At 72.8% G+C, this 13,672-nt stretch carries 11 protein-coding genes; 10 read left to right on the forward strand and 1 reads right to left on the reverse strand.

Annotated features, from left to right (window positions below; translation table 11 throughout):
- Positions 1-190 precede the first annotated feature (190 nt).
- From KIH74_RS10515 to cobA, 9 genes are all read left to right on the forward strand, one after another.
- Positions 191-742, forward strand: a complete 552-nt coding sequence (locus KIH74_RS10515; protein WP_214155657.1) for a single-stranded DNA-binding protein — start codon at positions 191-193, stop codon at positions 740-742.
- Positions 743-829: 87 nt separating this feature from the next.
- Positions 830-1,831: a cobalamin biosynthesis protein gene (locus tag KIH74_RS10520; protein ID WP_214155658.1), complete on the forward strand. Its 1,002-nt coding sequence runs from the start codon at positions 830-832 to the stop codon at positions 1,829-1,831.
- On the forward strand, positions 1,831-3,381 hold the full coding sequence (locus KIH74_RS10525; RefSeq protein ID WP_214156108.1) for a cobyric acid synthase: 1,551 nt from the start codon (positions 1,831-1,833) through the stop codon (positions 3,379-3,381). Before KIH74_RS10520 ends, KIH74_RS10525 begins: the two co-directional genes overlap by 1 nt.
- 298 nt (positions 3,382-3,679) lie before the next feature.
- Positions 3,680-5,800, forward strand: coding sequence for a magnesium chelatase subunit D family protein (locus KIH74_RS10530; RefSeq protein WP_214155659.1), 2,121 nt, complete (start codon positions 3,680-3,682; stop codon positions 5,798-5,800).
- Positions 5,800-6,414, forward strand: coding sequence for a cob(I)yrinic acid a,c-diamide adenosyltransferase (cobO, locus tag KIH74_RS10535; RefSeq protein WP_246572166.1), 615 nt, complete (start codon positions 5,800-5,802; stop codon positions 6,412-6,414). The genes KIH74_RS10530 and cobO overlap by 1 nt, the downstream gene beginning before the upstream one ends.
- A gap of 7 nt (positions 6,415-6,421) precedes the next feature.
- Entirely contained in the window at positions 6,422-7,969 is a 1,548-nt protein-coding gene (locus KIH74_RS10540; RefSeq protein ID WP_214155661.1) for a cobyrinic acid a,c-diamide synthase CobB, read from the forward strand.
- Complete coding sequence (gene cobC / locus KIH74_RS10545; RefSeq protein ID WP_214155662.1) at positions 7,969-9,615, forward strand: Rv2231c family histidinol phosphate aminotransferase CobC; 1,647 nt, start codon at positions 7,969-7,971, stop codon at positions 9,613-9,615. Before KIH74_RS10540 ends, cobC begins: the two co-directional genes overlap by 1 nt.
- 109 nt (positions 9,616-9,724) lie before the next feature.
- Positions 9,725-10,855 (forward strand): nicotinate-nucleotide--dimethylbenzimidazole phosphoribosyltransferase, encoded by a 1,131-nt coding sequence (cobT, locus tag KIH74_RS10550; RefSeq protein ID WP_214155663.1) that lies wholly within the window; start codon positions 9,725-9,727, stop codon positions 10,853-10,855.
- A 4-nt stretch (positions 10,856-10,859) separates the two neighbouring features.
- A complete protein-coding gene (cobA, locus tag KIH74_RS10555) occupies positions 10,860-12,161 on the forward strand; it encodes a uroporphyrinogen-III C-methyltransferase (protein WP_246572167.1) in 1,302 nt (433 codons plus the stop codon).
- Between the two features lie 22 nt (positions 12,162-12,183).
- On the opposite strand, the gene KIH74_RS10560 is transcribed toward cobA, so the two are convergent.
- The gene (locus tag KIH74_RS10560; RefSeq protein ID WP_214155665.1) at positions 12,184-12,783 is read right to left on the reverse strand and encodes a TIGR03086 family metal-binding protein; all 600 of its coding nucleotides are present in this window, start codon (positions 12,781-12,783) and stop codon (positions 12,184-12,186) included.
- 30 nt (positions 12,784-12,813) lie between these two features.
- Between KIH74_RS10560 and KIH74_RS10565 the strand changes: the two genes are divergently transcribed.
- Complete coding sequence (locus KIH74_RS10565; protein ID WP_214155666.1) at positions 12,814-13,668, forward strand: helix-turn-helix domain-containing protein; 855 nt, start codon at positions 12,814-12,816, stop codon at positions 13,666-13,668.
- The last annotated feature ends 4 nt before the right edge of the window (positions 13,669-13,672 follow it).

A 13,672-nucleotide genomic window follows, 5' to 3' on the forward strand; every position in this document is an offset into this window, starting at 1 on the left:
ATCCACCGTCGCCGTCAGTCTGTGGACAACTCTCCCGTCGTACCTGACGCGGCAGGCATGAACCGCAGGTTGTCCACAGACCACCCGTTGTCGCTTCTGTCGTTGTCCGTCGCGGCGGAACCTGGATCCCTGCCCGGGCATTCGGCCCGGCGGTCCCCGGCATCCGGCCGGCGAGCGAAAGGGGTCTTCCATGAACGACATCCAGGTGGTCCTGCGCGGGAACATCGCCAGTGACCCGCGGTTCGTCCGGTTCGATGACGGCAACTGCGTGACCAGCTTCCGTCTGGCCTCCACGTCCTCGTGGTTCGACCGGGAGCACAACACCTGGGTCGACCGGCGCACCACCTTCGTCAGCGTGAACTGCCGCAGGGCCCTGGCCACCAGCGCGCTCCAGAGCCTGCACAAGGGACACCCGGTGGTGATCACCGGCAGGTTGTGGGAACGGTCGTGGGCCAAGGAGGAACGATCCGGCCGCACCCTCGAGGTGGAGGCCGAGACGGTCGGCCACGATCTGACCTTCGGGGTCTCCGCGTTCACCCGGTTCACCCGCCGGCACGCCGGTCAGGAGACCGTGATCCGGGACGGGCAGCCGATCGAGCCCTCCGACGCGAACGCGGCGGCGGTGTACGAGGCGGTGCGGGAGATCGAGGCGCCGGTCGCCGACGTGTCCGGGTTCCATGTGCTCGAGGACGACCCGGAGGACGCCGTCGGGGGCGGGATCTCCGTGTCACGGGCCCGCTGAGCGTGGTCGCGAGACAGGTCCAGGTATCAGGCCCGGTGGTGGGTCCGGGCGAGGGGAGGGTAGGAGCGGTGCGGCAGGATTCCTGTCATGAGCTCCCCACAGACCACGGCCCGGGCCGTGGGCATCGCACTCGGCGTGCTCGCCGACGCCGCGTTCGGCGATCCCCGGAGAGGCCACCCGGTCGCGGTGTTCGGGTCCTGGGCCGGGCGGCTGGAGCAGCGGATCTACCGGCCGACCCGGCAGCGCGGGGTGCTTTACACCGTGGTCGCGGCCGGAGTGCCCGTGGTGGTGACGGCCGGGCTGGACCGCCTGGTCAGGCGACGGCCTGTGCTGAGCGCGGGGCTGACAGCCCTGGCCACCTGGACCGCACTGGGGGGCACCAGCCTGGCCAGGGAGGGGGCCATGATGGCCGTCGCGCTGGAGTCGGGACAGCTGCCGCGGGCCCGTGAGCTGCTGACCCACCTGTGCGCTCGCGACCCGTCCCGGCTGGAACCGCCCGAGCTGGCGCGGGCCACCGTGGAGTCGCTGGCCGAGAACGCATCGGACGCCGTCGTCGCGCCGTTGTTCTGGGCCGCGGTCGCTGGGCCGGCCGGGGTGATCGGGTACCGGGCCATCAACACGCTGGACGCGATGGTGGGGTACCGCTCCGAGCGCTACGAACGGTTCGGGTGGGCGGCGGCGCGGGCGGACGACGTGGTGAATCTCCTGCCGTCCCGGCTGACCGCCCTGCTGACGATGGCGTCGGCCCCGATGGTGCACGGTTCGGTCGGGCAGGCCTGGAAGGTGTGGCGGCGCGACCGGAATCGGCATCCGAGCCCGAACGCGGGGCAGTGCGAGGCATCGGCGGCAGGTGCCCTGGGGGTGCGGCTCGGTGGGACGAATGTGTACCAGGGACAGGTGGATTCGCGACCGGTCATGGGGGAGGGGAATCGGCTGCCGGAGGTCTCGGACGTACGCCGGGCGGTGACGCTCGGGCGGTGCGTCGGGCTGTTGTCGGCCGGGGTATCGGTGGTTGCGGTCCTGGGGTTTGCCTGGTTCGCCCCGGGCAGGCGTGGGTGGTCGGGTCGAGCGAGTGGGAGGACGACGTGATGGGTGAGCCGGAGACGGCAGCCAGTTCGCTGCGTGGCGCCCTGATGGTGGCCGGCACCACCTCGGACGCGGGTAAGAGCGTGCTGGTGGCCGGGCTCTGCCGGTGGCTGGCGCGGCAGGGGGTGCGGGTGGCGCCGTTCAAGGCGCAGAACATGTCGCTGAACTCGTTCGTCACCCGTGACGGTGCGGAGATCGGGCGGGCCCAGGCCATGCAGGCCCGGGCAGCCGGGATCGAGCCGGAGGCGGCGATGAACCCGGTGCTGCTGAAACCGGGCAGCGACCGGACGTCCCAGGTCGTGGTGATGGGTAAGCCTTTCGCCGAGGCCGGGGCGATGGACTACGGGGATCTCACACCGAAGCTGCTGCCGGTGGTCCTCGACGCACTGGCCGGTCTGCGGTCCCGGTTCGACGTGGTGATCTGCGAAGGGGCGGGAAGCCCGGCCGAGATCAACCTGCGGCACCGGGACATCACCAATCTCGGCCTGGCCCGGCCCGCGGGGCTGCCCGTGCTGGTGGTCGGTGACATCGACCGCGGTGGGGTGTTCGCCGCGTTGCACGGCACGCTGGCCCTGCTCGACGCCGAGGACCAGCGGCACATCAGCGGTTTCGTCATCAACAAGTTCCGGGGTGACCCGGCGCTGCTGGACTCCGGGCTGAGCATGATCCACCAGATCACCGGGCGCCCGGTCCTCGGGGTGCTGCCCTACCTGACCGGTCTGTGGCTCGACGTCGAGGACTCGCTCGACCTGGAGAAGGACCGTGGGCCGATGCGAGCGCCGCTGGGCGGCGACGTGCTCCGGGTGGCCGTGCCGCGACTGCCGCGCCTGTCCAACGTCACGGACATCGACGCCCTCGCCGCCGAACCCGGCGTGGCCGTGAGGCTGGTGCACCACGGCGCCGAGATCGCCGGTTCCGACCTGGTGGTGCTGCCCGGAACCCGGGCCACCGTGAATGACCTGGCCTGGTTGCGCTCGACCGGGCTGGCCGACGCGATCGTCGCGCACGCCGCGGCGGGCCGGCCTGTGCTCGGCATCTGCGGCGGTCACCAGATGCTCGGCCGGCTGGTCAGCGACGAGGTCGAGTCGCGGCAAGGGAGTGTGCCGGGCCTCGGGCTCCTGCCCACCCGCACCGACTTCGGCGCCGCCAAGGTGCTGGCCCGGCCCCGGGGAACGGCGCTCGGGTCGCCGGTCGAGGGGTATGAGATCCACCACGGAGTCGTCACCCTCGATCCCGAGGCGCCGGCTGCCGACCGGCAGGGGGTGGAGGTGTTCCTGGACGGCTGGCGCTGCGGCCCGGTCTGGGGCACCACCTGGCACGGGGCGCTGGAGAACGACGACTTCCGCCGGGCGTTCCTCACCGAGATCGCCGGGCTGGCCGGACGACACGGGTTCGTGGTCGCACCGGACACCTCGTTCTCGGCACTGAGGGAGACCCGTCTCGACTCGCTCGCCGACATGGTGGCCGACCACCTCGACGTCGCCGCGGTGCGCGGGCTGATCGCGGGTGGCCCGCCTGCCGGGCTCCCGTTCGTCCCGCCGGGGCGTCCATGATCACGGCCGGGGTGGGAGTGGTCACTCCGTGTGGAGGAGGGCCCGCTCACCCGAATATGGCAGTATCCGAGGCGACCCGCGCGGAGGAACACCGGTGCAGGAGGTCAGGCCCGCCCGGGTCCGGCCTTCGAGTCCGGGGCGGTCCCGCCACTGTGACCGGACATGATCCGGAAGCCAGGTACTTCGACCAGGTCCCCGTGCCCACCTGGGTGCGGTGCGCGCGAGCGGCGGGCGTGGAGACCCGCCGGGAGTGGAGGAAGTACCCGTGCCCCCCTACCCGTTGACAGCCGTTGTCGGCATGGACGATCTGGTCCTGTCGCTACTCCTCTCGTCGGTGGCCCCGGACATCGGCGGCGTGCTCGTGCGCGGTGAGAAGGGCACGGCCAAGTCCACCGCGGTGCGTGCCCTGGCCAACCTGCTGCCCTCGGTCGACGTGATCTCCGGCTGTCGTTTCGGTTGTGATCCGCACGCCCCCGACCCGCAGTGCCCCGATCAGCCGCACGGTCACGAACACCACCCCCGCCCGGCCCGCCTGGTGGAACTGCCGGTCGGCGCCACCGAGGACCGTCTGCTCGGGTCGCTCGACCTGGACCGGGCGCTGTCCTCCGGGGTGCGGGCCTACGAGCCCGGTCTGCTGGCCGCCGCGCACCGGGGGATCCTGTACGTCGACGAGGTCAACCTGCTGCACGACCATCTGGTCGACGTTCTGCTCGACGCGGCCGCGATGGGCCGGGTACACATCGAGCGGGAGAGCATCTCGATCACCCACGCCGCGCGATTCGTGCTCGTCGGCACGATGAACCCGGAGGAGGGTGAGCTCCGTCCGCAGCTGCTCGACCGTTTCGGCCTGACCGTCGAGGTCCGCGCGAGTCGTGACCCGGACGTCCGGGCCGAGGTGGTGCGCCGCCGGCTCGCCTTCGACGCCGACCCCGAGGGTTTCGTCAAGGAGTGGCAGGAGGCCGAGCGCGAGCTGGCCGCACGGATCACCTCCGCGCGTGAGCACCTGGGCTCGGTGGAGCTCTCGGACGGCGTGCTGCGGCAGATCGCTGCCGTCTGCGCGGCCTTCGACGTGGACGGCATGCGCGCCGACCTGGTGGTGGCCCGCACCGCCCGGGCGCACGCGGCCTGGTCCGGGCGCGGCACGGTGACGAGCGAAGACGTGCGTGTGGCCGCGATGTTCGCGTTGCCGCACCGGCGTCGTCGCGATCCGTTCGACGCCCCGGGCATGGACGAGAACCTGCTCGACGAGGCCCTGCGCGACAACGCGCCGGACGAGACCGAACCGCCGGAGACCGATCCGGACGGCGGTCCGGACGAGGGTCCGGAGGGCGGTCCCGAAGGCGGTCCCGGTGGCCAGGACCCGCAGAACGGGCCGGACCAGGGCGATAAGCCGGGGGGTGAGCCGGGTGGTGAGGCGGCCGACCGGTCCGGAGGCCCCGACCGGGCGGAGGCGCCCGGGCAGGCAGCTCCGCAGCCTTCCGTGCCCCGTGACGCGGCGCAGGCCAAAAGCCGTCCTCAGGAGCAAGAATCAAGCAGGGACGACGAACTGCGGGCGCCGGCCCCGACGCAGGACGCGGTCTCGGCCACGAACCCGTTCAAGGTGAAGTCGTTCAAGGTCCCCGGGCTCGGGAAGGGCACTGCCGGAAGGCGTTCCAGGGCGCTGACGGAGTCCGGGCGCACCATCGCCACGATGCCGCTGGGCTCCGGGCAGACCCGGGGTGGGAGGTCCGGGCGGGTGCACCTTCCGGCCACGCTGACCGCGGCCGCCGCCCAGCAGCACGCCCGGGGCCGGGAACCCGGTGGTCCGGTGTTGTTGCGCAGCGACGACATTCGGCTCGGTGTCCGCGAGGGTCGGGAGGGCAACCTGATCCTGTTCTGCGTGGACGCCTCCGGCTCGATGGCGGCGAAGAAACGGATGGCGGCGGTCAAGGGAGCCGTACTGTCGCTGTTGCTCGACGCCTACCAGCGCCGGGACCGGGTCGGGCTGATCACCTTCCGGGGGCAGGAGGCCGACCTGGCCCTGCCGCCCACGGGTGCGGTCGAGGCCGCCCGCATGCGCCTGGACCGGCTCCCGACCGGCGGCCGCACGCCACTCTCGGCCGGGCTGCGCCGGGCCTGGGCCGTGATCGGGAACGAGCGGCTGCGGGACCCCCATCGTCGTCCTCTGCTGGTTCTGGTCACCGACGGCCGGCACACGGCGGGGGAGGACCCGACGCGGATCGCGGCGGAGTTCGCCCGCCGCGGCGTCCGCAGCGTGGTGGTCGACTGCGAGCGCGGCCCGGTGCGACTCGGGATGGCGGGCAAGCTGGCCGCCGGCCTGGGCGGAGAACTCATCACCCTGGACGACCTGCGGGCCGAGTCGCTCGCCGGGATGGTGCGCGGTCAGGTCAGCCAGATCAGCGAGCGGAGGGTTGCCTGATGCCCCAGGGAAAGCCAGTGAGTGTGCCCGTCGACGGGCTCACCACACGTCAGCGCCGCAACCGCCCTCTCGTCATCGTGCACACCGGCACGATGAAGGGGAAGTCCACGGCCGCCTTCGGGCTGGCCCTGCGCGGCTGGACCCAGGGCTGGTCGATCGGCGTGTTCCAGTTCGTGAAGTCCGCGAAGTGGAAGGTGGGCGAGGAGAACGCGTTCCGCGCCCTCGGCCGCCTGCACGAGGAGACCGGCGAGGGCGGTGCCGTCAGCTGGCAGAAGATGGGTGAGGGCTGGTCCTGGTCGCGTAAACCCGGGTCGGACGAGGACCACGCCGTGGCCGCGCTGGAGGGCTGGCGCGAGATCCAGCGCCGTCTGTCCGCCGAGGAACACGGCCTCTACGTGCTGGACGAGTTCACCTACCCGATGAAGTGGGGCTGGGTCGACGTCGCCGAGGTGGTCGAGACGCTGAACAACCGTCCCGGGCACCAGCACGTCGTGATCACCGGCCGGGACGCGCACCCCGACCTGATCGGTGCGGCCGACCTGGTGATGGAGACGACCAAGATCAAGCATCCGATGGACGCCGGTCAGAAGGGCCAGCGGGGTATCGAATGGTGACTGCCAGATGACCGCCCGGATCGTGGTCGCGGCCCCGGCCAGCGGCCACGGCAAGACCAGTGTGGCCACCGGTCTGCTCGCGGCGTTCGCCGCGCGCGGCCTGGTGGTGAGCCCGCACAAGGTCGGCCCGGACTACATCGACCCCGGCTACCACGCGCTCGCCGCCGGCCGGCCCGGCCGCACGCTCGACCCCTGGCTGGTCGGCGAGGAACGGCTCGTGCCGCTGTTCGAGCACGCCGTGTCCACCCCGGTCCCGGCCGACCTGGCCGTGATCGAGGGCGTCATGGGGCTTTACGACGGTGCGGCCGGCCGTGGCGAGTTCGCCTCGACCGCTCACGTCGCCCGGGTGCTCGACGCCCCGGTGCTGCTCGTCGTCGACAGCACCGCGATGGGCCGGTCGGTGGCTGCTCTGGTGAAGGGCTTCGCCGGGTTCGACCCGCGCATCCGGGTGGGTGGCGTGATCCTCAACCGGGTCGGCTCGGACCGGCACGAGATGATCCTGCGCGAGGCCTTGGGTGAGCTGGGCATCCCGGTGCTCGGGGCGATCCGGCGGCACGATGCCCTGGCGACGCCCTCCCGGCACCTCGGGCTGGTGCCCGCGGCCGAGCGCTCGCAGGACGCGGTGGACGTGGTGCGCGGTCTGGGCGCGGTGGTGGCGGAGGCCGTGGACCTGGACGCGGTGCTTGCTCTGGCACGCTCGGCGCCGGCATTGTCCGGTGCCGCCTGGAACCCCGACGACGAGATCACCGCGGCCCGGCTGCGGGCGGCAGGCCTGTCCACGGTGGACCAGGCAGAGACAGGGCCGCACACGACCGGTGTCCGGCCGGCGACGTCCTCTCCCGCGCACGATCAGGCAGGGCGGGCCGGACGAACCGGTTTCCGTCCGGTGATCGCGATGGCCGGCGGAGCCGCGTTCACCTTCTCCTACGCCGAGACCGCCGAGCTGCTGACGGCGGCCGGGGCCGAAGTGGTGCGGTTCGACCCTCGCGTCGACGAGGCGCTCCCCGAGGGCACCACCGGGCTGGTCGTCGGTGGCGGGTTTCCCGAGGTCTACGCAGAGGAACTGTCCGCCAACGAACCGTTACGCAATGCGGTCGCGGCTCAGGTCCGGGCGGGTGCCGCCATCGTGGCGGAGTGCGCGGGTTTGCTCTACCTGGCACGCTCTCTCGATGATCGGCAGATGTGCGGTGTGCTGGCCACGGACGCGAGGATGACCGGCCGGCTCACCCTGGGATACAGAGAGGCGACCGCGATGAGTGACTCCGTGCTCGCTGACGCCGGTTCGACCGTGCGCGGCCACGAGTTCCACCGGACGGCGTGCAGCCCCGGCACCGGCACGTCCCCTGCCTGGGAGTGGGCCGCCCCTGACGGCACACGACACCAGGAGGGCTTCGTCATGGGGAACGTCCACGCCTCCTACCTGCACCTGCACTGGGCCTCGATGCCGGGCGCCGCGCTCCGGTTCACCGAGGCGGCCCGAGCCAACGCCGTCACCCGCGGCATCGTCCGTACCCCCGCCGGCGCAGCCGGTAGCGGAAGAGAGGTCAAAGCCTGATGTCGACCACAGCAGCCTCCGACACCGGGGCGACCGACGGCCGCAGCCCCGAGGAGATCCGCGACCGCTACACCGAGATCGGTCCGATCACCGGCAGCCTGCACCTGGACCTCCAGGGCACGGGCGACCAGATCATCGTCGGCATCGGTTCGCGTCGGGGCGTCGGTATCCGGGACGTCCGGATGGCGATGGGCCAGGCGCTCTCCGTGGCCGGTGTGCGCGCCCGCGACGTGATCGCGATCGCCACCGTCGACGCCAAACAGAGCGAGGAGGCCCTCCTCGAACTGGCCGACGTGCTGGGTGTCCCGCTGAAGCTGCTGCCCGCCGACGTCCTGGCCGGGCAGCAGGTCCCGAACCCGTCGGCGACCACCGAGCGGCTCGTCGGCGTGCCCTCGGTGGCCGAGGCCGCGGTGCTCGCCTCCGACGCCCAGCTGATCGGCCCCAAACACACCTACCGCGGGGTCACGGTCGCCGTCGGACGGCTGCTGAACCTGCCGTCGGCCCACGGCGGGCAGCACCCGCACGGTGGGTACGGAACGTCCACCGAGGCCCACGTCTACAACTACAACTACGACGAGGCCTACGTGGCCGAGGACCTCGGCCACCACGGCGACGCCGAGGCGACACCGGGCCTCGTCGATCTCGCCGTCAACGTGCGGGGCGCCGCTCCGGAGTGGTTGCGGCAGCGTCTGCGCGACGCGGTCGGCGACCTGGCCGCCTACCCCGATCCGCGAGCCGCCACCGAGGCCGTCGCCGCCCGGCACGGCCGCCCGGCCGACCAGGTGCTGCTCACGGCAGGTGGTGCCGAGGCGTTCGTGCTGCTCGCCCGGGCGCTGGCACCGCACCGCGCGGTGGTCGTCCACCCGCAGTTCACCGAGCCGGAAGCTGCCCTGCTGGCAGCCGGGCACGAGGTGCAGCGGGTGGTCCTGGCCCCGCCGTTCCAGATCGACCCGGGCATGGTGCCCGACGACGCCGACCTGGTGATGGTCGGCAACCCGACCAACCCGACCTCGGTGCTGCACCGGGCCGAGACGCTGATCGCGCTGTCCCGGCCCGGGCGGGTGCTGGTGGTGGACGAGGCGTTCATGGACGCCGTTCCCGGTGAGCCCCAGTCGCTGGCCGGCAGCCCCGGGCGGCCGGCGCCGGACGTTCCCGGCCTCGTCGTCGTCCGTAGTCTCACCAAGGCGTGGGGACTGGCGGGGTTGCGCATCGGATATCTGCTCGGCGCTCCCGAACTGCTCCGGGCCTGCGCTGCCACCCAGTCGCTCTGGTCGGTGAACTCGCTGGCGCTGGAGGCGGCCCGGGTCATCAGCACTCCGCAGGGGCTTGCCGAGGCGGAGAGCTACGCGGCGCAGCAGGCCGCCGACCGCGAGCACCTGGTGGCCACCCTGGCGCGGGTCCCGGACGTCGAGGTGCAGGGACCGGCAGCCGCTCCCTTCGTGCTGCTGCGAGCCGGCGGGCCCGACCCCGCCGGGGTGCACCAGCGCCTGCGCGCGGCCGGTTGGGCGGTGCGGCGGGCCGACACCTTCCCCGGCCTCGGATCGGGCTGGCTGCGGGTGGCCGTGCGCGACCGCGACACGAGCGACCAGTTCGCCGCGGCGCTGCACCAGGCCGTCCAGGCCGTCCAGTCCGCGCACGGGCAGTAGGCGGCCCAGGCAGGAGAACCACTTCGGGACCAGCACGTCCCGAAGTCGCACCACCGGCGTCACGAAAAAACACGGAAGCCCTCGCGACGCCCCGACATCAGGAGCACCAATGACCGACGACCGGCTCGCCGCCACGCTCGACGCGATCCGTCCCGCTGACCAGGCCGCCCTGGACGCGGCCCGGGACCGGCAGGCCCGTCTCACCAAACCGCTCGGCGCGCTGGGGGTGCTGGAGGAGGTCTCGGTGCGGCTGTCCGGCCTGGCCGGCACCTGCCCGCCGCCGGATCCCTCGCCCGCCGCGGTCGCGGTGTTCGCCGCCGACCACGGCGTGCACGCGCAGGGGGTCAGCCCGTGGCCGCAGGAGGTCACGGCGCAGATGGTCGCCAACTTCCTGGCCGGCGGTGCGGCGGTCAACGTGCTCGCCCGGCAGACCGGCTCCGCCGTCGTGGTGGTGGACGCGGGGGTCGTCACCCCGCTCGACGCGATGGTGCCCGAGGGCGCCCGGGTGCCCGACGCGTCCACCGTCGAGCCCGACCGGCCGCGGCTGATCGACAGGGTCGTGCGCCGGGGCAGCGACGACATCTCGGTGCGCCCGGCGATGACCCGCGAACAGGCCGTGCGGGGACTGCTCAACGGCATCGAGATCGCCGGGCAGCTGGCTGCTTCCGGCTACCGCTGTCTGGTGGCCGGTGACATGGGCATCGCCAACACCACCGCCTCGGCGGCCCTGATCGCCGCCTTCACCGGCACCGACCCGGCCGAGGTCACCGGCCGGGGCACCGGCATCGACGACGAGGCGCACCGGCACAAGGTCGGCGTGGTGCGGGTGGCCCTGGCCCGTCGCACCGCCGAGAACGACACCCACCCGCAGGACCCGATCGACATCCTGGCCTCGATCGGCGGTCTGGAGCACGCGCAGATCGCCGGCTTCGTGCTCGGCGCGGCCGCCCACCGGGTGCCGATCGTGCTCGACGGTGTGATCGCGGGCGCCTCCGCCCTGGTCGCGGCCGCCCTGAGCCCCGCCGTCGTGGACGCCTGCCTGGCCGGTCACCGCTCGGCCGAGCCGGGCCACGCGGTGGCCCTGAACCACCTGGGTCTCACCCCGCTGGTCGACCTCGAACTGCGCCTGGGCGAGGGCAGCGGTGCCGTGCTGGCCCTGCCGCTGGTCCGATCGGCTGTCGCCGTGCTGAGCGAGATGGCGACGTTCGACACAGCCGGCGTCACCGAGAAGAGTTCCTGACACCATGTCGCAGGTGGACAGGCCCTATCTCGCCGGCCTCGACCTGACCGGACGCCGCGTCGTCGTGGTCGGGGGCGGCACCGTGGCTCAGCGCAGGCTTCCGGCCCTGCTCGACGTCGGCGCGGTCATCGACCTGGTGGCCCCCGAGGTCACCCCGGCGATCGAGGGCATGGCCGGCGCCGGTGAGATCACCTGGCAGGCCAGGCCCTACGAGACCGGCGACCTGACCGGCGCCTGGTACGTCATGGCCCTGACCGACCGGCCCGAGATCAACGCCCGGGTCGCCGCGGAGGCCGACGAACGTCACGTGTTCTGCGTGCGCGCAGACCGGGGCGCCGCGGGCAGCGCGTCCACGCCGGCCAGCGGCGAGTGGCGCGGTCTGCGCATCGCCGTGGCCAGCGAGTCGATCGGGCCGGGATCCGAGCACGGGGCCGACCCGATCCGGGCCGCCGTCGTCCGTGATTCTCTGCTCGAATGGCTGCGTTCCGGCGCCGGCGACGAGATCCTCGCCGAGCGCAAGCAGGCCCGCGGTGAGCAGACCCGCGCCGACATGGCGCCGCAGAAGCTGCCGGGTGTGGCTCTGGTGGGTGGCGGCCCGGGCGACCCGGACCTGATCACGGTGCGCGGCCGCCGCCTGCTCGGCCAGGCCGACGTGGTGGTGGTCGACCGGCTCGGCCCGCGCAGCCTGCTGCCCGAGCTCAGCCCCGACGTCGAGCTGATCGACGCGACCAAGCTGCCGCGCGGCCGCTTCATGGCCCAGGAGACGATCAACGCCACGCTGGTGGAGCACGCCCTGGCCGGGAAGTTCGTGGTGCGGCTCAAGGGCGGCGACCCGTACGTGTTCGGCCGTGGCTCCGAAGAGCTGGAGGCCTGCCTGGCCGCCGGTGTGCCGGTGCAGGTGGTTCCCGGCCTGAGCAGCGCTGTCTCGGTGCCCGGCCTGGCCGGCATCCCGCTGACCCATCGCGGGGTCGCGCACGAGGCGGTGATCGTGTCGGGTCACCTGCCGCCCGACAACCCGGACTCGCTGATCGACTGGACGGCCCTGGCCCGGCTGCACGGCACGATCGTGGTGCTGATGGGGGTGGCCAACCTGCCGGCGATCGCGCAGACCCTGGTGGCCCACGGGCGCGACCCGAAGACCGGCGTGGCGGTGATCCAGGACGGGTCGATGCCCGCCGAGCGGGTCACCGTGTCCAGCCTCGCTGAGATCGGGGACGTGGCCGTGCGGGAGAACATCCGCCCGCCCGCGATCATCGTGATCGGCGACGTGGTGAACCGGCGGCCCCAGGAGCCCACGACGACGTGACGCGGAGGCGGGCGTCCGTGACCTATGAGGCGGAGCCGGCCTTCCAGCCCGGGTCGCGCCCGGTGAACGCCACGAGCCGGTCCAGGTCGGAAGCCGATGCGGGCACCTCGACCGGATGGCCGAAACTCTTGTCCGGCCCGCGGAATTCGTCGGTGAGCATGCTCGGCATGAACGCCAGGGTGACGGAGACCGCCTCGGCCGGCGGGTTCCACGGCAGGCCGGTGGCCTGGGCCAGGTCGTGCCCGTGCACCAGGTACTCGCCCAGGCACATGCCCAGCGTGGCCGACCCGGGCATCGGGGCGCCGAACAGCGTCACCTGCTGCTGCGCCACCCCGCCCCGCACGGCCGCCGCCACCTGCCGCGACACCGCCCGCAGATCGTCTGCCGCCTGGCCCGGCGCCTCGGCCGCCAGGTAGGCGTCGGCGGCCGGGCGCTCGGTGCCCTGCGGGTCGGCCAGCGCGGTGGCGAAGAAGTCGGCCCAGCCCAGGATGTGGTTGCGCAGGTCGGCCACGTCGAATTCGGGGCACGGCGTGGGCGCGTCGTACTGTTCCGGCTGCACCTGGGCGATCAGGTCGGCAAGCTGGTCGAGCACGGTGGTGAGATGTTCGCCAGGAGTAGTCATACCGACAACCTAGAGGCGGGGTGCGACAGTTTGATTGAAGAAACACGCCAGGTCGCACAGGACAGCCGGGGCATCATCGAACCGGCTGCCTTCCTGCGTCGCCACCGCCTCAACCGTTACCCGGCCGGCCCCGCGCTCGACGGCCTGATCAGCTGGTTCTGGGTGGTCACCTGGTCGCTGCCGCCCGGCGTCACGCACACCCAGGAACTCCTGACGCACCCCTGCGCCAATCTCTACGTCAGTCCGCCCGAGCCAACGGTGGACGACGCACACCCCGCCCCTCCCGTGGCCGAGCTCGAAGGTGTCGTGCTGAACCGGTCGAGCCGCCGGATGGCCGGCGAGGGCGTCTGTGTGGCCGCGATGACCACACCGGGTGGGCTCGGCGCGTTCCTTCCGGGCCCGGCGGGCGAGTACAACGACCGCGTGGTCCCGCTCGGAACGGCCCTGAACACCGACGACGCCCGTCTGGTGGCGGGCATCCAGCAGGAGGGTGACGAGCCCGGCAAGGTCGCCGTCCTCCGTTCCGCCCTGGAGAACGCCGTGAGGCCGGAACGGGCCGAGACGGCCCGGCAGGTCGCGGCCGTCGCGCGGCACGCGGAGACGGACCGCGACCTGCGCCGGGTGGAGCAGCTGGCGCGACGGGCCGGGGTGAGCGCGCGCACCCTGCAACGGATGTTCGCCGAGTACGCCGGGGTGTCGCCGACCTGGGTGCTGCGCCGTTACCGCCTTCTCGACGCTGCCGAGGCGGTGCGGCACGGTGAGCGGGTGCGATGGGCCCTGGTCGCCACCGAACTCGGTTACAGCGACCAGGCCCATCTGGTGCGGGATTTCAGTGCGGCGATCGGGAGCACCCCGGCCGCCTACGCCGGCGCCCAGGCCGGCTGAGGGC

The sequence above is a fragment of the Kineosporia corallincola genome (assembly GCF_018499875.1).
In the GTDB taxonomy this organism is placed as follows: Bacteria; Actinomycetota; Actinomycetes; order Actinomycetales; family Kineosporiaceae; genus Kineosporia; species Kineosporia corallincola.